This is a genomic window from Rhodococcus sp. 05-340-2, from assembly GCF_002258915.1.
Classification (GTDB): domain Bacteria; phylum Actinomycetota; class Actinomycetes; order Mycobacteriales; family Mycobacteriaceae; genus Rhodococcoides.
The window spans coordinates 1-19,151 of the sequence record NZ_NOYU01000028.1 but is presented as its reverse complement, the minus strand read 5'-3'; the positions used below and the strand labels follow the sequence as shown (position 1 = coordinate 19,151).

Here is a 19,151-nt window from a genome sequence, read left to right as displayed (position 1 = left end):
CAAACGTCCCAGGAACGTTTGCATACGCGCAGAGAAACGCCCGTCACTCTGCATCTCGAAAGTGATGGTTGACACATCTATGGCAGTGGGCTTAGCGTGATGCAAACGTTCCCGACAACGTTCCCATCAGATTCTCGAGAAGGACGACAACATGAATTCACTCGATCTCCGCGGACTCAGCCCGGCACCGATCACGCCGTTCACTCGCGACGGCGAGGTGGACTACGACGCAATCCAGCGCCTCGGGTCCTGGCTCGGCAGCGTCGATGGCGTCAAGAGTCTGGTCGTCCTCGGCCACGCGGGTGAAGGCACGTTCCTCACCCAGACCGAGCAGGCCAAAGTGATCGGTGCCTTTCGCGATTCGGTCGACGGAAAGCTTCCGATCATCGCCGGCATCACCGGGGAAGGTACCGCCGTGTCGGTCGAAGAAGCCAAGCGCGCAGTCGACGCGGGTGCGTCGGGCGGCCTGGTCTACCCGTCGCACGGTTGGCTGCGCTTCGGCTACCAGGACGGCGCACCGCAGGACCGCTACAAGGCACTGTACGAAGGGTCGGGCCTGCCTCTGATCCTGTTCCAGTACCCGGACGTCACCAAGGCGACGTACAACCTCGACACCCAGCTCGAAATCGCTGCTCAGGAGGGCGTTTTCGCCACCAAGAACGGCGTTCGGAACATGCGCCGCTGGGACCGTGAGATTCCGGTTCTGCGTAAGGAGAACCCGGACCTGCAGATCCTCAGCTGCCACGACGAGTACCTGCTGCACACCATGTTCGACGTCGACGGGCTCCTCGTCGGCTACGGCGGATTGGCTCCCGAACCCCTCGTCGAGCTCATCGCCGCAGGCAAGGCCAAGGACTACCCGGCCGCACGCGCCATCCACGACCGACTCCTGCCCGTCACCGCGAACGTCTACCACCGCGGATCTCACATGGAGGGCACCGTCGCGCTCAAGGAAGGCCTGGTCCACCGCGGCATCCTCGAGCACGCCACCGTCCGCTCGCCGCTGCTGCCACTCGCCGCAGGCGCTCACGAAGAGATCGCAGCAGCACTCGACTCCGCGAACCTCGGCTCGGTAGTACCCGCGCTGGTCTGAGTTCCTTCACAGGATCAGACCGCGTCAGATCACTCGGTAGGCATCGATGGCCATCTTCCTGTGGCCATCGATGCCGCACACCGACCTTCGCTCGTACTTTTCGTATCCGCTCCCCACCGCGTCGAGCCGAGGGCACACTGCCTCTAATAGCGAGTACGGAGCGTCACCAGAAAGGCTCGTCATGAGTCATCCCCGCACGACCCCGGTGGCACCAGCTGCGTCCACCATCACCGCAGACGGACCGCCTGCCATGTCGAATCGATGGAAGACCGTCCTGAGCACGCTGGCCATGGCGGGTCCCGCCTTCATCGCCGGTGCCTGGCAGTTCGGCCCGGGAAACCTGGCCAGTGCGGTCGAAGCAGGCAGCAAGTACGGCTACGCGTTGATCTGGGTCGTCGTGTTGTCGACGGTGTTCATGCTCGTCTACGCCGACATGAGCGTGCGTCTGGGTATACGCACGCCGAAGTCGTTGATCAGCTCGGTCAAAGACGTCCTCGGTCAGCGCGTCGGTGTCGCAGCCGGAATCGGCGTCTTCGTCATCACACTCTGCTTCTCGGTCGGCAACGCCGTCGGATCCGGGCTCGGACTGTCGATGGTCTTCGGCGGCTCCCCGCTGATCTGGACGATAGCGTGCACGGTATTCGTCGCACTGATTCTGTTGTTCCGCAACGTCTATCGCATAGTCGAGCGAGTCCTGCTGGTCATCGTCGGACTTCTCGGTGCCGCGTTCATCATCAGCGCAGTCATTGCCAAGCCCGACTGGTACATGGCACTCAGCGGAGTCATGCCCAGTGCCCCTCCCGGAAGCATGCTGCTCATCGTCGCTCTCGTGGGCACCAACTTCTCGCTCAACGCAGCGTTCTTCACCTCCTACGGCATTCATGAGCGGGGCCGTACCAGAGACGAATATCGTCGAACCTCCATCGCCGACACCATTCCCGGCATCGTCGCCCCCGGCATCATGACCGCACTCGTCATCGTCGTGGCCGCCGCCGTTCTCGGGAGCCAGAACGCCGAAGCGGCAACCCTGGTCGGACTCGCCAAGATCTTCGAACCCATCGCGGGGCCCATCGGATCCACGATCTTCGCGCTCGGATTGTCGGGAGCTGCGTTCTCGTCCATGGTCGCCAACGCAACCGCCGGCGGCACGATGCTCTCCGACGCACTGGGGCGAGGGGCCTCCCCGAGTACCCCGACGGCAAAGGCTACGTGCGCTGCAATCCTGGCATTCGGCCTGGCGATCACGATCGTGTTCACCTCGTCGCCGATCCAACTGATCATCGTCGCTCAGGCTCTGACCGTGCTGGTGGCCCCGTTCCTCGGCTTCCTGCTCTACGTGATGAGTAACAACCGTCAGTTGATGGGGGATCTCCGAAACACATGGTGGAAGAACGCACTCGGCGTCCTCGGCTTCCTGTCCATCCTGTCTCTGTCGGGTCTGCTGATCTACGAACTGCTGACTCGGTAGCCCGTCGAGTCGAAGCGAATCCCGAGTGGGAGCTCATACGATCGCCCGCCCGGGATTCTCTGTATGCGGCCAACCGTCACCGTGTGTTTCTCGGCATGAACTGTCCGGCTGTCGAACCGATGAGTGCAACGCCGAAACCAGCACATTGCAGTGCTGTCATGTTCTGTCCCAACACAATCCAACCGAGGGCGGCCGCGGTCAGCGGACTGAGGACGCCGAGCAGGGAAATGCTTGTCGAGGGCAGCGCGCGGGCACCGCGGAACCACAATGCGTACGCCATTGCACCGCCGATCACCGAGAGCCATGCGTAGCCGAGTACAGCCTCTGCGTCGATGGCCCACGGACCGTCGTCGACGATCGGAATCAACGGGAAGATCACCATGCCGCCGACGAGTAGTTGCCACGCAGTGGAATTGAGCGGATTGGTGTTCGGCGGCACACCCCAACACTTGGTGAGGACGATGCCGGTCGCCATGCTGGCGGTACCGATGGCCGCGGCGGCGAGGCCGATCGCGTCGAGTCGAACGGTGCTCGAGATCGTCGTCAGCGCGACCCCGACTGCAGCGACGAGGGCCCATCCGATCTGCACAGGACGCGTGCGTCCCCACCCGAGCGCCGTGGACATCGCGATGATGACGAGAGGTTGCGCAGAACCGACGACGGCTGCGGTGCCTCCAGGAAGCCGGTAGGCCGCTACGAACAGCATCGGAAAGAACAATCCGATGTTCAACACGCCGAGGACAGTGGTCTTCAGTCGCCAACCGCGTCCTGGAATCCCCGGTGAGATGAGTAGAAGCAGCAGCCCCGCCGGAACGGCGCGAAGAACACCGGCGGTCATGGGTCGATCCGGCGGGAGAAGCTCGGAGGTCACCAAATATGTTGTCCCCCAGACAATGGGGGCCAGTGCGGCCGCGGCGGTGATTCCGAGAGTCGAGGATGCGCCGCGTGGTCCCCGAGCGTGGGTCGAATCAGCATCGGTATGGGATGCCCGCATCTCGCCTCCTGGTTCGAAAAACATCTTAACGTTAAACTATCCCTGCGTTGAACAGTATGCGTATGCTTGCCGGACGTCAACGGTTCAGCGGTGAGGGGTCAGTAGGTGTCGGACGAGGTGCAGGATGCAGTGGATCGGATCCTGCAACAGTGGACGGTCGAGCGGCCCGATGTCGATGTCAGCCCGATGGCCGTCATCGGGCGCATCAGTCGAGCTGCATCCGTTCTGGACAAGCGTATTCAGGTGACTTTGGCCGAATATGGTTTGCAAGCAGGCGAATTCGATCTGATCGCTACGCTTCGGCGCACCGGAGCCCCGCATCGCCTCACCGTGGGGCAGTTGCTCGATAGTGCAATGGTGACGTCGGGAGCCATCACGAACCGCTTGAATCGGCTCACGGACAAAGGTCTGATCGAACGCGAAATCGACCCGACGAACCGTCGAGTGGTCATCGTGCAATTGACGGCTGCAGGGATTTCGGCTGTGGATGCAGCGCTACCGGCACACGTGGCGAACGAGGAAGCGCTGCTGACATCACTTACTCCCGGCGAACGAAGCCAACTCGCTGCCTTGCTGAAGCGGCTGCTGCTCGACATTCAGCAGTAGCAACCTCGTCGTATCCTTGGCCGCATGGGCGAATCACAGATCGACTTCCGGAGGCCCGCTCTCATCGTTGTCGATGTACAGGCGGGATTCGACGATGCCGAGTTCTGGGGTCCGCGGGACAACCCGTCGTGTGAAGGCAACATCGCCGCTCTACTTCGCTCGTGGCGGTCCAAGTCCTGGCCGGTGGTGTTCGTCCGACACGACTCCGACAACCCCCGATCTCCTTTGTCGCCGAGCGGTTCCGGGCACGCGTTCAAAGACATCATCGAAGGAAGTCCCGACCTACTGATTAGTAAACGAGTCAATTCGAGTTTCTACGGCACACCGGATCTCGATGCCTGGCTACGCGCCGAAGGCATCGACCAGGTCGTCATCTGCGGAATCACGACAAACCATTGCTGCGAGACGACGGCTCGCATGGCCGGAAACCTCGGATACGACACGTACTTCGTCATCGACGCCACTCACACCTTCGATCGCCTCGCCCTCGACGGAACCACCGTTTCTGCCGCGACGTTGTCGGCCATGACTGCGACCAACCTGCACGGGGAATTTGCGACTGTGGTTGCGACGGAAGACCTGCTCTCGAATTGAACAAGCGCACAACGGAAGTGACTTGCATCGTGACAGGACAATGCAGGAGCTGGCCGGGCTGGCAGCCTATGTCTTCGTAGTAGTAGTCAGAGACTCGATCGTCTCGCTATCAATCCTCGCGCTGCGAATATCGCCGCGACCAGCGCGACCAAGGCGGCGGCGATGATGACTGATGCTGTATCGGCTTTCGGTCTGTTCAACAGCAACCAGAACCATGTGAGAAGGCCGGCGACGAACCCCGCCAAGGTGCCATGAAGAGAAGCAACCGATTGCGTGTTTTCCTTCGAGAGCGTTTCCCTCATCAATTGATCGGCAACTCTTGTTGCGGCGACCGCGAAGAAGCTCACTATCGCTCCAGGGATGAGGGACAGAACAACGAAGACCGCGCAGAAGAGAACTACGGCTGGATTCGACACAATCGCTCGAAGATCGACTTCGATGAAGGTAACGGTGAGTGCGAAGGCCAGCGAGATCGGAAACCACGCTGCCGACTCGCGTCGGAAGCTCGCCGGTTGTCGCTTCACACGGTTGTGCTCGTCGCTGTCGCCGCTCATGGTCGTAGTGTGACAGAGTCGGGGGTGTTCTCTTCTGCATCATTTCGTACATCTCCCCGATGGCTGCAATTATCTCCATGCCCTCGACGGAACCACAGTTCCTGCCGCGACGTTGTCGGCCATGACTGCGACCGACCTGCACGGGGAATTCGCAATGGTCGTCGTAACGGAAGACCTGCTCTCGACGTGAAGAAGGTGCGCATGAAGGTCGCAGGCCACATGTCTCCCGACGAGTTCTGGCGTGACATCGACCGGAGTTGTGATCGAATGCGCTTCGGCGCTACCCGTTCGCGAAGATGAGTGCTCCGCAGTGGCGTGATTAGGTGCGCTGGTTGGCACTTGACCGCACCACTGCCGAAGGCGCTGGGCCGTCGTAGCGGGCGATCGGGCGAATGATCTTGCTGTCGTGTGACTGCTCGACGATGTTGGCGCACCACCCGACCATCCGACTGCATGCGAAGGTGGGCGTGAACATCGACCGCGGAATTCCGCACAGCTCCATCACGACGCCGGCGTAGTACTCGACATTGGCGTACAGCTTGCGGTCCGGCTTCAGATCGGCGAGCGCAGCGGCGATGACCTTCTCGACCTGAACCGCCTTGTCGATGAGCTCACCGCCCATCTCCTGCGCAGTCTCGCGCAGCATCACCGATCGGGGATCATCGGTTCGGTACACCGGATGCCCGAATCCCATGATGCGTTCTCCTGCCGCGATTTTCGCGCGTGCCCACGTATCTGCAGAATCGACATCGGCAATTTCGTCCAGCCCGTCGAGGGCGCGATCCGGGGCACCTCCGTGCAATGGGCCCGCGAAGGCACCGATCGCTGCACACACTGCGGACGCGATGTCCGACCCGGTCGACGCCACGACTCGCGCAGTGAACGTCGACGCGTTGAACCCGTGATCGATCGTGGCCGTGAGGTATCGGTCGACTGCCCGGGCGCGGTCGTTGTCGGGCACCTGTCCGGTGATCATGAACAGCCAGTTCTGAGCCGTGGTCAGGTCCTCGCGTGGATCGATCGGCTCCTGGCCGGCCCGAATCCTGTGCACCGCAGCCAGGATGGTCGGCGTCATCGCACACAGACGCAGCGCGGTCGCACGCTTGTCCGATTCCGACGACTCGTACAGCGGTACAGCGCCGGCCACTCCCGACAACACCGTCCGTAACGCGAAGAGTGGTTGCTCCGGACCCGACAGTGCCACTGTCTTCACGGCCGCTGCGACGTCCTTCGGCAGCACGCGCAGTGGTGCCACCGTGCGCAGGAACTCGGCGCGCTCGGAGTCGCTGGGCAACCGGCCCTCGATCATGAGGAACCACGCGTCCTCGAAGGTCTTGTGTAGCGCGATGTCGATCGCCGAGTACTGCCGGTAGTGATAAAAGCCTTCGTCGCCGCGTACATCTCCGATCGATGTGGTGGTGACGACGACGTTGTGGAGCCCCCGTGGGGCGTCGAGAACGGTCATGGCTGCACTCCTTTGCGCTGGTCAACCCCTACGATCCGCGCTAATGTTGATTGTTGTCAATGTTGATCGAGTCAATGTGGAAGGCGGACATGACGCACGCCGACGGTCGGAACATGCTCACCACCACGCAAGCCGCCGCACGACTGGGCGTCAAGCCGGAAACGGTGTACGCCTACGTCAGCCGCGGTCTGTTGACCAGCACTCGACTACCCGGAGTGCGCGGGAGCGTGTTCGACGTCGACGAGGTGGAATCTCTCGCCGGACGCGATACTGCTCGGCGCACGGATATTGGCGCGGTGGAACGAATTCGGACTCGGATCACGCTGATCGACGATGGTCGTCTCTACTACCGGGGGCGTGACGCGGTCGAGCTCAGCTCACGAACTTTCGAGTCGATCGCACAGTTCGTGTGGACGGGTGAGCTGGTGGACGGAACGCAGTTCGTCGTCGATCCTGTTGTCGTACAACGATGCCGAGATGCACTCGGGTTGCTGTCGCCTGATTGCCGGTCCATCGATCGGATCCGCATTGCCGTCGACATCGCGTCGACCTACCGCCCGATGAGATTCGACACCGGGTCCACATCCGTTGTCCGCGAGGCAGGGCAGCTGCTGCTGACGGTCGCAGCAGCCCTCGGTGGTGGTTCCTCTGAGCTTCTCATCGCCGAATCGGTCTGGGACGCAATCAAGTCCGACGCATCCGATCCGAATGGTCGGGTGGTGCTGCAGGCCGCGCTCGTTCTGATGGCCGACCACGGTCTGGCTGCGTCGACGCTCGGAGTTCGGGTTGCGGCGAGCACCCGGGCCAATCTGTACTCGATAGTCTCGGCGGGACTTGGCTGTATCGACGGCCCCCTGCACGGCTCGGCCGCCGATCCCGTGCATCGTTTCCTGACGACGGCAATCGATGATCCGATAGGCGCTCTCGCAACACAATTGAGGTCCGGGGAGCGGGTGCCCGGCTTCGGGCACGTCATCTACACCGACCGAGACCCTCGCGCCGAGGAAATACTGCGATTGCTTCGAGACCCCGCTCACGGTGCGGACCCCGCGGTGGTCGCTGCTGCGGACACGATAATCGAGGAGGTGAGTAGCAGATTCGATACCTTTCCGAACTCGGATTTCGCTCTCGCCACGTTCACGCTCGCCTACGGACTCAGGGCGGACACGCCGGAGATGCTGTTCGCACTGGCCCGGATCGTGGGGTGGACGGCACACGCCCTCGAAGAGTACGACGAAGAGCCCCTGCGCTTTCGAGTTCCCGGCATCTACACGGGGACTCGGCCGGGAACCTACTGAGGCGTCGGGCAATCCAGTAACGCGAACGCAGCATGCAGTTGGCGACGCGCTGCGGTTACCTCGGCTGTGTTGTCGGCCAGGTGATGCAGGAGGGCGCGCTGAAAGATGCCGTCGAGAAGGATGTAGGCGGATGCCTTGTCGAGTGCAGGCGTAGTGCCGCGAAGTTCGCAGTATCGAGCCACCACACGCCAGATCATGTCCTCGCGACGTTCCTCGATCTCGAGAACGTCATTGCGGAACGAACCGTCGAACAGGGCTTGATTGCGCAGGTCGTACCAGAGTCGATGAATGCCGGCGTCCGCGGCCAGAGTGGCGAAATACTTCGCCTCGAAGTCCGCGTACAAGCCGGTGGCGTCGACCGCGTTGGCCACCACCTCGTCGTAACGAGTGACGCAGATGGCCTCGTACTGGCGAACGGCGTGCGTGATGAGGTCGAGTTTGTCGGTGAAGTAGTAGTGCAGAACGCCGTGCGAATACTCGGAATTCTGCGCGATCTCCCGCAGTGACGTGCGGGCATAGCCCAATTCGGCCAGCGTGTGCAGTGTCGCCTCGGCCAGTTCGGTCCGCTTGGACTCGAACTTGTTGCGGGCTCGCTCTTCGATGCGCGCGCGCGGATCAGCGGTCTGGGTCATGGTCCGGGTCCTTTCCGCGCGTGGTCGTCAACCCAGTGTATGCCCGACGGCCGATCGGGGGATGTCGGCGTCGCACAAATCCTGGGCAGTTGTCAAGAAAAAGCTTGACGTCTGTACAAATTCTATCCTAGTGTGATGCGCAGCACACGTCAGAAGGGCGGATGTTCCCCACGTCCCCTCCGGTGCTCGCAGTCTCAACCCATCTCGGTCCGCCGTGCGGACGGGCCGATCACGAGAGGACCTTCCATGCCAACCGACAAGCGTGTCGTCGTCTACGGTGCGTCGGGCTACACCGGCCGATTGATCTGTGAATACCTGCGCGAGTACAACATTCCGTTCCTGGCCGCCGGACGCGACGAAGGCCGAGTCAAGGGCATCATAGACGTGGTTCCCGGCATCGAGACCGTCGAACACGACGTCGTCGAGGTGGAACACACCGCAGAGGCCCTCGCCGAAGCATTCCGGGGCGCGGAGATCGTCCTCAACACGGTCGGCCCGTTCTCGCGATACGGCCACGAAGTTGCGCAGGCGTGCATCGAGATCGGCGCGCACTACACCGACACCACGGGTGAGCAGGACTGGATGATCGACGCCGAGGCCAAGTACGGCGCAGAATTCGCTGCCCGAAACCTGGTACTCACACCAGGTTTGGCACAGATGTACAGCATCGGCGAGATCGCTGCGAACATCTGCCTCGAGACGCCGGGGCTGGACACACTCGACATCGAGGTCTTCTGGAAAGGGCACCCGACGGTCGCGTCGACGAACACGATCCTCACCAACGCCGCGTTCTCCAAGGCCTACTACCTGGAGCAGAACGAATACGTCGAATGGCCGGACGACGGCGTGATGCAAGTTGTGGTACCCGGCCAGCACGACCTGGGCCTGGCGCTTCCGTGGGGTGGGACATCCCATCCGGTGTGGTTCAAGAACGACCCGCGCGTAGCGAACGCCCGGGCGCTCGGCGGCGTCATGAACAAGCCTCTCATGCTGGCGGTGCCCCAAATCATCTCCGCCGCAATGGCTCAGATGGAGGGCAAGTCCGATGCGGAGAAGTACCAGGTCATCGACACGGTGGCAGGCTCGGTACGAAGCGAGACACCTCCCCGAGAAAACCCGCGCATCAACACCTCGCTCGATTCGGTCTACGCGTCGGGACCGCTCGGTCGCGTGCACACCGTGATTCACGGCAACTGCAACTACAAGCAGACTGCACTGCTCAACGCCTACGCAGCGGCGCATCTGCTGCAGGGGCCGCCAAAGAAGGTCGGATTCGCCTCGAGCTGCCAGGCATTCGGACATCGAGAACTGCTCGGCGTGCTTCGCGCGTTCGGGCTGGTGCTCGAACCCATCGTCACGGCACACAGCTGAGGACAGGGCCGATGCGGCTGTCCGATTACCTCGACAAGGGTGTGTCACTGGGCCGAGACGCACCCTGTCTCACCATCGGTGACACCACCCGAAACTACGGCCAGGTGTACGACGACACGGTGGCCATCGCCGCAGCGTTGCAGCACAACGGGATCGAGGCAGGCGACCGGGTTGCCGTGCTCTCCGCCAACGACCCGCTCGCGCTGACCTGCGTATTTGCGATCTCGCGGGCAGGGGCGGTGTGGTGCCCCATCAATCCACGCAACGAAGCCGACGAGAATCGGCAGCTGTTCGAGCTGTTCGGCTGCCGATTCCTGTTCTTCCAGAAAGCGTTCGCCGATCTCGTCGGTCGCATTCGCGACCAGCTTCCTCGGTTGGAATGGCTCGTCTGTCTGGACGGCGACGTGCCGGGAGCGCTCTCGTACGACAGCTGGCTCGTCGAACACGGTTCCGATTCTGTTGCCGAGAGACGACCGGCGGACGGATTGTGCATGATCGCCGGCACTGGCGGTACGACCGGAAAACCCAAAGGGGTGAGGCTGACCGAGGAGAACATGATGACCTCCACGGCAACAGCACTCATGAGTTATCCCTTCGGGGATCGGCCTCGGTACCTGGCTCTCGCACCGCTGACCCACTCTGCGGGCGTGCTGACGTTTCCCATTCTCAGTCTCGGTGGACACGTTGTGGTCATGGGCGCTCCCGACGTCGGAAAGTTCCTGTCCCTCATCGAGAAACACGGGATCACCCACGCGTTTCTGCCGCCGACGGTGATCTACGGCGTGCTCGATCATCCGGATCTCGACGTCACGGATCTGACGTCGCTTCGGTGCCTCTGGTACGGGGCCGCACCGATGTCGCCGACTCGACTGGAAGAGGCACTGACCCGCATCGGGCCGGTTCTCGGACAGCTCTTCGGCCAGACCGAAGCGCCGAACATGATCGCAACTCTCGCTCCGGCCGATCATTTCCGCAGCGACGGCTCGATCGCGACCGAGCGACTGAGTTCGGCAGGCAAGCCGACTCCCCTGACCACGGTGGCGATCATGAACGACGACGGTGGGCTGGTCGAGCGCGGTGAGCGCGGTGAGATCGTCGTTCGCGGTCCACTCGTGATGCAGGGCTATCACGAGAATCCCGACGCCACCGCCGAAGTGGGTGCCTACGGGTGGCACCACACCGGCGACATCGGGTACCTCGACGACGACGGCTACCTGTATGTCGTCGACCGCGCCAAGGACATGATCATCACGGGCGGGTTCAACGTCTACTCGGCCGAGGTGGAACAGGCCCTGCTGTCGCATCCGTCGGTGAAGGAATGCGCCGTCGTCGGACTGCCCGACGACAAGTGGGGCGAACGCGTCACCGCAGCAGTCATGTTGCGACCCGGCCGGGACGCGTCGGACGAGGATCTGATCTCACACGTGAAGGCGAAGATCGGAAGCATCAAGGCACCCAAACAAATTCAGATCTGGACCGACCTTCCCCGCTCGAAGGTGGGAAAGATCCTCAAGACCGAAGTACGCAGCACCATGTCTCACTCATCGTCGAAGGGAAGCACACCATGACCGAGTTCGAGGGCAAGCGAGTATTCGTGACCGGATCCGGAGCCGGCATCGGAAAAGCCATCTCCCAGATGTTCATCGAGCGTGGTGCTCGTGTCGTCGTCAGCGACATCGACGAAGGCGCAGCAGCCAAGGCGGCCGAGGAGATCGGTGCTGCCGGTATCGCGAACTGCGATGTGTCCGAGGAGAGTCAGGTGCAGAGTGCGGTGGCGCAGGCCGTGGAGATTCTCGGCGGACTCGACATCGTCGTCAACAACGCGGGAATCGAAGTGTCTTCGCCGCTGCTCCAGCAGTCGACGGAGAGCTTCGACAAGATCTACTCCGTCAACGTCAAGGGCACGTTCCTGGTGATGAAGGCCGCGATCGGTGCACTGGTCGAGTCGAAGGGAAACATCGTCAACATCGCCTCGCTCGCCGGAGTGGGCGGCACCGCACTGCTCGGGTCCTACTGTGCGACAAAGGCTGCCGTCATCCAGCTCACCCGCGTCGCTGCCATCGAGATGCGCGCATCGGGAGTGCGAGTGAATGCGGTGTGCCCCGGATTTGCCGATACCGCAATGGTCGACCGGTTGGTCCCGGACTTCGAAGCCGCGACCCAGATCCCGTTCGGTGACCTCGTCAAAGCCAAGCAGGGACGGCTGGGCACACCGGAGGACATCGCGGAAGTGACGTTGTTCCTCGCCTCCGACCGGGCGTCGTGGATCACCGGAAGTCACTACATCCTGGACGGCGGACTGTCGGCGTCGCTCGTCTAGGTTCGGGAGCTCCCCGTCACCCGAGGGCGACGGGGAGCAACCCTCGAGGCGTCTCGGATGCGATGTCGGCGAGAGCATGGTTCAGTGTTGCGTGCTCGAATTCGAAGCCACTGTCCGTCAGTACTTTGGGGTCGACCCACCGGCTCTTCAAGACCAACTCGGCTTCCGTGCGAATTACTCGTGCCCCGAATTGAAGCAGCCATGCCGGTGTCGGTAGACCGTGACTGCGGCCCAGTGCATTCCGGACCTGCCGCATCAGCTCCTCGTTGGTCACCGGGAACGGGGTAGCAACGTTGACCGGGCCGGAGATGCCGGTGTTGTCGTAGAGGTGATCGAGGACGCGTCCGACATCGGCGACGTGGACCCAACTGAACATCTGGCCGCCGTCGCCCATCTTGCCGCCGAGCCCCACCCTGGCCAGGTCGATGATCGGGTTGATCGCCCCGCCGCCTGCGCCCAGCACGATCGACATACGAAGCGCCACTCTGCGAATGGCCACATCGGCGTCGAACAGCTCACGCTCCCAGGCTCGGGCGACCTCGACGGAGAAGCCCGAGCCCATGTCGCCGGATCGTTCGTCCATCGGCCTGTCGCGCGAATCGCGATAGATGGTGCCGGTGCTGGCGTTGACCCACAGATCTGGAGCGTGTCGAACGCCCGCCAGGGCGCGGCCGAGCTGGGCCGTCGTCTGGATGCGCGAGGACATGATCTCGTCCGCGTTCGTCTTGTTGTAGCGACAGCTCACCGAGCGGCCTGCGAGATTGACGACCAGATCGGAGCCGTCGAGTACATCGACGAGGCTGCGATGATCGGACCACGTTGCATCGCTGGCGGTTCCGCGGCCGACGGTCCTGACGCCAACGCCGCGATCTTCGTAGGAGCGACGCAGGTACCGGCCGATGTAGCCGGAGGCACCGCACAGGACGACGGTCGATGGTGAATCACTCATTGTTCGAGCCCTTCTGGGGACGTCATTCGTTTCAACAAGCCGGCCACGTCGGTGACCAACCCCCGCGCCACCGGGAGGCGAGCGAGGCGTACGGCTTTGGCCACCACTGGAACGAGCCCGTCGACCAGAGTGCGGGTGCGTGCCTGGTTGTCCGAAGAATCGGTGACCCAGTGGAGGGTGACACCCATGTAGATCATCCAGAGCAGCTGTGGCAGAACATCCTTCAGAGATGCCGGAACCTTCTGTTTCGACGTCTCCAAGGTGGTTCGCATCAGGTCGATGGCCATGGACCTGGCGTCGGACGACTCCTCCGAGAACGGACTGGAACTGGACCGGGTGGGCAACGCCAACTGTAGGAACGATCCACCGAAGGCGTGATACGGCTCCATCACGTCGAGGCCGGAATGCAAGACGGCAGCAAGGTTTTCGGAAAGTGATCCGCCGTCGACGAGGACGCGGAGCGCACGTTCGCGGTGATCGCGCTGGATCACCGTGTACAACTCGTTGACCAGTTCGTCCTTGCCGGCGAAGTAGTAATAGGCATTCCCGAGCGAGACGCCCGCTTCGTCGGCGATGCGACGCATCGTGGTTGCCTGGAACCCTTCGTCACGAAAGAGGCGTAGAGCTACCTCGACCACCTTGTCGCGAGTCTCGGACGTGCGAGCCATCGATTCACCTCAATTCTGAACGTGTTCAAATTCGACCATAGACCTGTTTTTGAACACGTTCAAGTGTCCGGTCCCATTTCTGGAACCGACGATGCCCGTCGGATGTAGGGTCGCTGCTATGAATCGAGAAAGCGTCGTGGCAAGTCGCCATGTCAGCCAGGTCATCGGGTGTACACGGGATCAGGTCTACGAGTTCGCGGCGAATCCCGCGAACTTACCGAAATGGGCGGCGGGACTGGCGAACACTCCGGTGACCATCGACGGCGATCGACTTCTCGCCGAATCGCCGATGGGTCAGGTCGAAGTCCGCTTCGTGCCACACAACGACCTCGGCGTGCTCGATCATGACGTGACGCTGCCGTCGGGGACCACCGTGAACAATCCCGTGAGGGTGCTGACTCATCCGAACGGCGCGGAGATTCTGTTCACGGTCCGGCAGATCGAACTCAGCGACGAAGAATTCGAACGCGATCTCGACATGGTCGCCGACGACCTGAAGAGACTCAAGGAGGTGCTGGAAGCTCAGTCCGCTTGATTCAGCGGGTATGTCCGCGACACTCGCCGACCACGCGTGTCGATCAGCGTCGAGCCGTCGTCGGTACCGCCGATGGATACTGGGCCTCATGGTGTTGAGACGAATGGGAACGTCCCTTATCGGAGGCAGAGGGGCCCAGTGGCTTCGCGAGTTGAACGAGCGACATGCGTGGAGTCACAACGACTACTTCCACAGCTGGATTCTGGCGAATCTGCCCGATCGGCGTGGCCGTGCGCTCGACATGGGCTGCGGACGAGGTGGCCTGGTACGAGCCTTGGCTCCTCATTTTCGAGCACGTCGTCGGGGCCGATGCCGATGCGGACATGCGCCGAATCGCAGAGGCCACGTCTGGCGACGTCGACAACGTATCGATCACGGATCGTCAACTGGATTCGTGGGCAGGCGATTCGATCGATCTAGTGACCATGGTCGCCGTCCTGCATCATCTCGATATCGACGATGCCTTGCGTCATGTCAGGCGAATTCTTGCGCCGGGCGGGCGAGCGCTCATCGTCGGGCTTGCGCCACCGCGAAGCGTACGAGATCTGCTGTGGGATTCGGTCTCCATCGTGACCAATCCATTGATCGGATTCATCCACCGCCCATGGCCGAGTCCGGTGACAGCACCACCGCCACCGTTCCCGGTCAAGGATCCGGTGTTGAGCTTCGACGAGATCGACCACATGGTGGAGAGGCGGCTCCCGGGCGCGGTGATGCGACACCGCATAGGTTTTCGACACACAATCGAGTGGACGAAGCCGAGGTCCAGTTCATAGCCACGGCACGCGGCGTTCCCACCACGGCATCGTGGGTGTCCTCGATATTTCGACAGTCGCGTCCCGGTATCGCTCATCCAATTCGGCTACTGCGACGCGTAATCGGTGGGCATGCCGTCCATCGCGACGCATCAGGCGTTCGAGTCGATCCCGCGGACCGTCGCCGTAGAAGTGCCCGTCGCATGCCGGACAGCCAGTCAATCCGGTCGACAGCGGGACCCGATTGTCGCGTGCAGACCGACTTTTCCCGCTGACCTGTTTCTCGACGGACTCGACTCGCTGACGCCACTGCGTCAAGTATTGGAGTGCCCAACCATCAGTTCGCGCGGCACGCGGCCTGTGGGTGTTCATCGGACAAACGGGGGCATTGCCCTCTCGTGAAGAATAATCATCATGTGCGCCATATCGGAGGCGGGCCGGTGAGTGCTTCGGGTCGGTGAAGTGGACGATACCGCAGAATCCATACGTCGAGAAGGGGGCCGAGGTCAGGCGGATTCTCTCTACATTCGATCGTCCCGTTCACGGATTGCCCTCGGTGCGTACGTGAGTGACACGAAGAAGCACAATCCGACCACCACTGCGGTAGGACCGCCTGCGTTCGTGATCTGCCTCGACAGTGCGAAGATTGCGAAGATGGTCGCGCCCGCGGTAGCGGCACTGAGGATGGCGAATACAACAACTTTGCGGGCCCATCGAGCGGTGAGAGCATGTTCGCCATCGATGACCTTCAATGCCCACGTGCCGCCGACAAGACTCGCGCAGCCGACTATTCCGCCCAGAACTGCTCCGATCAGTAGCGCGTACACAACCGTGCCGCCATTGGCGACAACACTGGCTGACCGGAACAGCGACCAGCATGCATAGACGACCCCACCGGCTATCGGCCAACAGACAGCTGATGCGGTCCACGATGGTCTTGCCAAAAGAGTCAGCGCCTCTCCGTGAGCTCGCCTATGGGCGTAGCTCGACCAGTTCGATCGATCCACACGGCGACATCATCGACGAGATGAGGTCCCATGAAGCCATCCTCGTCACCCCACGGCCAGGCTGTGTGGGCATTGGCCACTTGCAGTTGAACCAGATCTGCCATCGACACCAGCACCCTCTCGACGTCGTCGTCCACCTGCGCGCCGGTTCCATTGCCGCCGAGCCCATCCGGATTTCGCCCCTCCACGGTGACCGCGCTTTCGAGCCACACTGCGCCGCCGTCAGGGTCGTACATGGCCGCCCAATCGATATGTTCGATGCGAGGGCCGTATTGACGCACATGCAGGTCGTGGCCCAATCGACCGAGCGCGGTCAACCACGGCGCGGGCAACGTGGACGACGCGACCTCGACCCCGTGCTCCGGCGTCCAACTACCGGTCAAAACGCACTCGCGGTGCTCGAACAACAGGCGGTTCATCGTCCGAGTATGCCAGCACGTTCCGTCGCTGATTCGTTGGTTTTGCGAGGGCGTGGAACAGTGAACAGAGCCGGGGAGCGGACGCTGATGAAAGGGCGAGCCGAGTACGGGAATTGCACAGTTCGAGCGTGCTGCAGTTCGGATTCGCGAGCCATACTCTCTGCTCTGAGCAGAATCGAAAGCCCGCTGGAGCATCTCGGCTTAGGCTCCGATCATGGGCCAGGTCATACGAATCGATGAGCGTCGAGCAGCGCGCGCAGTGGAACCCTTGTGGCGTGAGGTGGGCGGCCGACGATTACGCGAGCGCAGACACGCGCGCGGAGACACTCTCGCCGACACCGCCGCGCGCGCAGGCATTGCGCCGCAATACTTGTCGGAGCTCGAACGCGGCCGCAAGGATCCCTCGAGCGAAATCCTCGCGGCCGTCGTCGGCGCACTGGGCACATCGATGGCCGACATCTCACGCCTCGCGCATCAGGACCTGTCTCGCGGAGATGCGACGTTGATGGCTGCCTGACGTCCCTCGAGGACCTGATCGACGACGCCGTACTCGCGAGCAGCGGAGGCCGTCAACACCAGATCTCGGTCGGTGTCGTGTCGAAGCTTCGCCGCGTCACGTCCTGTGTGTTTTGCAAGGATCGATTCCATCTCTGCTCGGACCCGGACAACCTCGTCGGCAGCCAGAATCAGATCGGGAATGGTGCCGCGGCCCTGCGCCGCAGGCTGATGCAACACCACCCGACTGTGAGTCAGCGCCGAACGGCGCCCCGGCGCTCCCGCTGCGAGCAGCACGGCTCCTGCCGCGACGGCCTGCCCCACACATGTTGTGGCGATGGGTGATCCGATGAATTGCATCGTGTCGTAGACCGCGAGCATGGCAGCGGTGTCGCCGCCCTCGCAATTGATGTACATCGAAATTTCCTGGTCGGGGTAGTCGGCCTCCAAGTGCAGAAGTTGTGCGATCATCGCGTTGGCGACCCCGGCGTCGATACCGGTACCGAGGTAGACGATGCGCTCACTGAGCAAGTGCGAATAGACATCGACGACGCGTTCGCCGCGCGAATCTCGGGTGATGACATTGGGAATCGTGTACGTGCTCATCGGGCCAACTCCATTCCGAACGACGCCCGCCGCGCGGGCATGACCTGATCGAACGAGTCGACGATCGCATCGACGAACCCGTACTCGCGGGCAGCCTCCGCAGTGAACCAGCGATCGTGCAGAGAGTCGTCGAAGATCTGCTCGCGTGTCTGCCCGGTGTCGTCGGCGATGAGACCGAGCACCGTATCTCGGGTATGGCGCAGATCGTTGGCCTGTACCTCCACTTCGACGGCCGACCCACCGATGCCGGCGGACCCCTGATGCATCAGTATCCGCGAATGGGGCAGGGCGTAACGCTTTCCGTGCGTGCCTGATGACAGTAGGAATTGACCAGCGCTGCAGGCCAATCCGAGGGCGAGGGTCGAGACGTCGCACGGGACGAGTCTCATCACATCGCGGATGGCGAGCATCGCGGGCACCGATCCGCCCGGTGAGTGAATCCACAGGGCGATGTCGGCCGAGGAGTTGTCGGCGGCCAACGTCAGTAGGTGAGTGGTGAGGACGGTGCCGTTGTCGTCGTCGAGGGGGCCGTCGAGCACCAGGACTCGGTGCCGCAGTAGTTGGTTGCGAAGTTCGGGCGGGAAAATTCGGGGTGATTCGCTCATGATCCGAGTCTGAATCCGAATTCGGTTGCACGCCAATAGTTCTGCTGTGGGCAGCGAGTCTGCTCACAGCTTCGTGGCCTTCGGAGGGACAATGGTGAGATGACTGCACTCGAGTTCTCCGAATCCGTCGTCGTCGCTGCGTCGGTCGACGCTGTGTACGCCGTCGTCTCCGACATCACCCGAACAGGCGAATGGAGCCCGATCTGCCAGGAATGCTGGTGGAACGAGGCCGACGGCGGTGGCGTCGGCTCGACTTTCACCGGCCGCAACGTGGTGCCGGGACGCACGTGGGAGACCGTGTCGACAGTGGCTGCAGCCGAACCCGGTCGTGAATTCGCGTGGGTGGTGGGTGACAACTTCGTCCGCTGGGGCTACACCCTCGAATCGGTGGACGGTGGCACACGCCTGACCGAGAACTGGAACTTCCTGCCCGGCGGCATCGCCCACTTCCACCGCAAGTTCGGCGACGACGCGCAGCAGGAAATCGACACTCGTAGCCAGGCGGCACTCGACGGAATCCCTCGCACCCTGGCGGCAATCAAGCGAATCGTGGAAGCCGGGGCTTGATTACCGTCGGCCAGGTGCGCTGACTGTCCACTATTCGAGGCCTATGACGGAATCCGGGCTGTTGCGATTTGAGCCTTGTTGATTTTGCTGCGTGTTGTGCTGTAGCCGGAGTGGTGGGCTGGGAGAATGTGCTGGTGGCCAAAGGTTATC

Annotated in this window: 22 protein-coding genes; 12 read left to right on the top strand and 10 right to left on the bottom strand. The window is 62.3% G+C overall.

The window, feature by feature from the left end:
• The first annotated feature begins 151 nt into the window (after positions 1-151).
• Together CH271_RS19385 and CH271_RS19380 are read left to right on the top strand one after the other, a co-directional pair.
• Positions 152-1,093 carry a dihydrodipicolinate synthase family protein gene (locus tag CH271_RS19385; RefSeq protein ID WP_037193826.1) on the top strand — a complete coding sequence of 314 codons (942 nt, stop codon included), beginning with the start codon at positions 152-154 and terminating at the stop codon, positions 1,091-1,093.
• Between the two features lie 289 nt (positions 1,094-1,382).
• Positions 1,383-2,561 carry an Nramp family divalent metal transporter gene (locus CH271_RS19380; protein WP_094634673.1) on the top strand — a complete coding sequence of 393 codons (1,179 nt, stop codon included), beginning with the start codon at positions 1,383-1,385 and terminating at the stop codon, positions 2,559-2,561.
• Positions 2,562-2,637: 76 nt separating this feature from the next.
• On the opposite strand, the gene CH271_RS19375 is transcribed toward CH271_RS19380, so the two are convergent.
• Positions 2,638-3,555 carry an EamA family transporter gene (locus CH271_RS19375; RefSeq protein ID WP_094634645.1) on the bottom strand — a complete coding sequence of 306 codons (918 nt, stop codon included), beginning with the start codon at positions 3,553-3,555 and terminating at the stop codon, positions 2,638-2,640.
• Between the two features lie 105 nt (positions 3,556-3,660).
• On the opposite strand from CH271_RS19375, the gene CH271_RS19370 reads away from it, so the two are divergent.
• Both CH271_RS19370 and CH271_RS19365 read left to right on the top strand, forming a co-directional pair.
• Positions 3,661-4,161: a MarR family winged helix-turn-helix transcriptional regulator gene (locus tag CH271_RS19370; RefSeq protein WP_094630187.1), complete on the top strand. Its 501-nt coding sequence runs from the start codon at positions 3,661-3,663 to the stop codon at positions 4,159-4,161.
• A 24-nt stretch (positions 4,162-4,185) separates the two neighbouring features.
• Positions 4,186-4,755, top strand: coding sequence for a cysteine hydrolase family protein (locus tag CH271_RS19365; RefSeq protein WP_094634644.1), 570 nt, complete (start codon positions 4,186-4,188; stop codon positions 4,753-4,755).
• A gap of 86 nt (positions 4,756-4,841) precedes the next feature.
• Here CH271_RS19365 and CH271_RS19360 read toward each other — a convergent pair whose 3' ends face one another.
• Entirely contained in the window at positions 4,842-5,309 is a 468-nt protein-coding gene (locus CH271_RS19360) for a hypothetical protein (RefSeq protein WP_094634643.1), read from the bottom strand.
• Positions 5,310-5,628: 319 nt separating this feature from the next.
• The gene (locus tag CH271_RS19355; RefSeq protein WP_094634642.1) at positions 5,629-6,774 is read right to left on the bottom strand and encodes a citrate/2-methylcitrate synthase; all 1,146 of its coding nucleotides are present in this window, start codon (positions 6,772-6,774) and stop codon (positions 5,629-5,631) included.
• A gap of 89 nt (positions 6,775-6,863) precedes the next feature.
• Here CH271_RS19355 and CH271_RS19350 point away from each other — a divergent pair, with 89 nt between their 5' ends.
• Positions 6,864-8,072 (top strand): citrate synthase, encoded by a 1,209-nt coding sequence (locus tag CH271_RS19350; protein WP_256986471.1) that lies wholly within the window; start codon positions 6,864-6,866, stop codon positions 8,070-8,072.
• On the opposite strand, the gene CH271_RS19345 is transcribed toward CH271_RS19350, so the two are convergent.
• Positions 8,066-8,704, bottom strand: a complete 639-nt coding sequence (locus CH271_RS19345; RefSeq protein ID WP_037193838.1) for a TetR/AcrR family transcriptional regulator — start codon at positions 8,702-8,704, stop codon at positions 8,066-8,068. The two genes, CH271_RS19350 and CH271_RS19345, sit on opposite strands and share 7 nt — an antisense overlap.
• Positions 8,705-8,950: 246 nt before the next feature.
• On the opposite strand from CH271_RS19345, the gene CH271_RS19340 reads away from it, so the two are divergent.
• From CH271_RS19340 to CH271_RS19330, 3 genes are read left to right on the top strand one after another with little or no spacing between them, the layout of a single operon-like run.
• Entirely contained in the window at positions 8,951-10,075 is a 1,125-nt protein-coding gene (locus CH271_RS19340; protein WP_094634640.1) for a DUF5938 domain-containing protein, read from the top strand.
• Positions 10,076-10,086: 11 nt separating this feature from the next.
• Entirely contained in the window at positions 10,087-11,643 is a 1,557-nt protein-coding gene (locus CH271_RS19335) for an acyl-CoA synthetase (protein ID WP_094634639.1), read from the top strand.
• Positions 11,640-12,395 carry an SDR family NAD(P)-dependent oxidoreductase gene (locus CH271_RS19330; RefSeq protein WP_094634638.1) on the top strand — a complete coding sequence of 252 codons (756 nt, stop codon included), beginning with the start codon at positions 11,640-11,642 and terminating at the stop codon, positions 12,393-12,395. The genes CH271_RS19335 and CH271_RS19330 overlap by 4 nt, the downstream gene beginning before the upstream one ends.
• 16 nt (positions 12,396-12,411) lie before the next feature.
• Here CH271_RS19330 and CH271_RS19325 read toward each other — a convergent pair whose 3' ends face one another.
• Complete coding sequence (locus CH271_RS19325) at positions 12,412-13,344, bottom strand: TIGR01777 family oxidoreductase (protein ID WP_094634637.1); 933 nt, start codon at positions 13,342-13,344, stop codon at positions 12,412-12,414.
• Complete coding sequence (locus CH271_RS19320) at positions 13,341-14,012, bottom strand: TetR/AcrR family transcriptional regulator (protein ID WP_094634636.1); 672 nt, start codon at positions 14,010-14,012, stop codon at positions 13,341-13,343. The genes CH271_RS19325 and CH271_RS19320 overlap by 4 nt, the downstream gene beginning before the upstream one ends.
• 118 nt (positions 14,013-14,130) lie before the next feature.
• On the opposite strand from CH271_RS19320, the gene CH271_RS19315 reads away from it, so the two are divergent.
• The gene (locus tag CH271_RS19315; protein ID WP_094634635.1) at positions 14,131-14,547 is read left to right on the top strand and encodes a polyketide cyclase; all 417 of its coding nucleotides are present in this window, start codon (positions 14,131-14,133) and stop codon (positions 14,545-14,547) included.
• A gap of 164 nt (positions 14,548-14,711) precedes the next feature.
• Positions 14,712-15,323, top strand: a complete 612-nt coding sequence (locus CH271_RS19310) for a class I SAM-dependent methyltransferase (protein WP_256986470.1) — start codon at positions 14,712-14,714, stop codon at positions 15,321-15,323.
• A gap of 500 nt (positions 15,324-15,823) precedes the next feature.
• Here the strand turns inward: CH271_RS19310 and CH271_RS19305 are convergent, their stop codons facing one another.
• Positions 15,824-16,129, bottom strand: a complete 306-nt coding sequence (locus tag CH271_RS19305; protein WP_094634634.1) for a hypothetical protein — start codon at positions 16,127-16,129, stop codon at positions 15,824-15,826.
• Positions 16,130-16,251: 122 nt separating this feature from the next.
• Positions 16,252-16,728 (bottom strand): hypothetical protein, encoded by a 477-nt coding sequence (locus CH271_RS19300; RefSeq protein WP_094634633.1) that lies wholly within the window; start codon positions 16,726-16,728, stop codon positions 16,252-16,254.
• A 214-nt stretch (positions 16,729-16,942) separates the two neighbouring features.
• Here CH271_RS19300 and CH271_RS19295 point away from each other — a divergent pair, with 214 nt between their 5' ends.
• Positions 16,943-17,245, top strand: a complete 303-nt coding sequence (locus CH271_RS19295) for a helix-turn-helix domain-containing protein (RefSeq protein ID WP_256986469.1) — start codon at positions 16,943-16,945, stop codon at positions 17,243-17,245.
• Here CH271_RS19295 and CH271_RS19290 read toward each other — a convergent pair.
• Both CH271_RS19290 and CH271_RS19285 read right to left on the bottom strand, forming a co-directional pair.
• A complete protein-coding gene (locus CH271_RS19290; RefSeq protein ID WP_094634632.1) occupies positions 17,203-17,829 on the bottom strand; it encodes a ClpP family protease in 627 nt (208 codons plus the stop codon). The two genes, CH271_RS19295 and CH271_RS19290, sit on opposite strands and share 43 nt — an antisense overlap.
• A complete protein-coding gene (locus tag CH271_RS19285; RefSeq protein ID WP_094634631.1) occupies positions 17,826-18,434 on the bottom strand; it encodes a ClpP family protease in 609 nt (202 codons plus the stop codon). The genes CH271_RS19290 and CH271_RS19285 overlap by 4 nt, the downstream gene beginning before the upstream one ends.
• A gap of 99 nt (positions 18,435-18,533) precedes the next feature.
• On the opposite strand from CH271_RS19285, the gene CH271_RS19280 reads away from it, so the two are divergent.
• The gene (locus CH271_RS19280) at positions 18,534-19,001 is read left to right on the top strand and encodes an SRPBCC family protein (protein WP_094634630.1); all 468 of its coding nucleotides are present in this window, start codon (positions 18,534-18,536) and stop codon (positions 18,999-19,001) included.
• Positions 19,002-19,151 lie beyond the last annotated feature (150 nt).

Excerpts from the sequence above, each read along its gene's own strand:
- CH271_RS19345 (WP_037193838.1), bottom strand. The coding sequence starts at position 8,704 with ATGACCCAGACCGCTGATCCGCGCGCGCGCATCGAAGAGCGAGCCCGC.
- CH271_RS19350 (WP_256986471.1), top strand. The coding sequence starts at position 6,864 with ATGACGCACGCCGACGGTCGGAACATGCTCACCACCACGCAAGCCGCC.
- CH271_RS19295 (WP_256986469.1), top strand. The coding sequence starts at position 16,943 with ATGGGCCAGGTCATACGAATCGATGAGCGTCGAGCAGCGCGCGCAGTG.
- CH271_RS19385 (WP_037193826.1), top strand. The coding sequence starts at position 152 with ATGAATTCACTCGATCTCCGCGGACTCAGCCCGGCACCGATCACGCCG.
- CH271_RS19285 (WP_094634631.1), bottom strand. The coding sequence starts at position 18,434 with ATGAGCGAATCACCCCGAATTTTCCCGCCCGAACTTCGCAACCAACTA.
- CH271_RS19290 (WP_094634632.1), bottom strand. The coding sequence starts at position 17,829 with ATGAGCACGTACACGATTCCCAATGTCATCACCCGAGATTCGCGCGGC.
- CH271_RS19310 (WP_256986470.1), top strand. The coding sequence starts at position 14,712 with ATGCGTGGAGTCACAACGACTACTTCCACAGCTGGATTCTGGCGAATC.
- CH271_RS19380 (WP_094634673.1), top strand. The coding sequence starts at position 1,383 with ATGGCGGGTCCCGCCTTCATCGCCGGTGCCTGGCAGTTCGGCCCGGGA.
- CH271_RS19360 (WP_094634643.1), bottom strand. The coding sequence starts at position 5,309 with ATGAGCGGCGACAGCGACGAGCACAACCGTGTGAAGCGACAACCGGCG.
- CH271_RS19375 (WP_094634645.1), bottom strand. The coding sequence starts at position 3,555 with ATGCGGGCATCCCATACCGATGCTGATTCGACCCACGCTCGGGGACCA.
- CH271_RS19320 (WP_094634636.1), bottom strand. The coding sequence starts at position 14,012 with ATGGCTCGCACGTCCGAGACTCGCGACAAGGTGGTCGAGGTAGCTCTA.
- CH271_RS19300 (WP_094634633.1), bottom strand. The coding sequence starts at position 16,728 with ATGAACCGCCTGTTGTTCGAGCACCGCGAGTGCGTTTTGACCGGTAGT.
- CH271_RS19325 (WP_094634637.1), bottom strand. The coding sequence starts at position 13,344 with ATGAGTGATTCACCATCGACCGTCGTCCTGTGCGGTGCCTCCGGCTAC.
- CH271_RS19280 (WP_094634630.1), top strand. The coding sequence starts at position 18,534 with ATGACTGCACTCGAGTTCTCCGAATCCGTCGTCGTCGCTGCGTCGGTC.
- CH271_RS19355 (WP_094634642.1), bottom strand. The coding sequence starts at position 6,774 with ATGACCGTTCTCGACGCCCCACGGGGGCTCCACAACGTCGTCGTCACC.
- CH271_RS19365 (WP_094634644.1), top strand. The coding sequence starts at position 4,186 with ATGGGCGAATCACAGATCGACTTCCGGAGGCCCGCTCTCATCGTTGTC.
- CH271_RS19330 (WP_094634638.1), top strand. The coding sequence starts at position 11,640 with ATGACCGAGTTCGAGGGCAAGCGAGTATTCGTGACCGGATCCGGAGCC.
- CH271_RS19340 (WP_094634640.1), top strand. The coding sequence starts at position 8,951 with ATGCCAACCGACAAGCGTGTCGTCGTCTACGGTGCGTCGGGCTACACC.
- CH271_RS19315 (WP_094634635.1), top strand. The coding sequence starts at position 14,131 with ATGAATCGAGAAAGCGTCGTGGCAAGTCGCCATGTCAGCCAGGTCATC.
- CH271_RS19335 (WP_094634639.1), top strand. The coding sequence starts at position 10,087 with ATGCGGCTGTCCGATTACCTCGACAAGGGTGTGTCACTGGGCCGAGAC.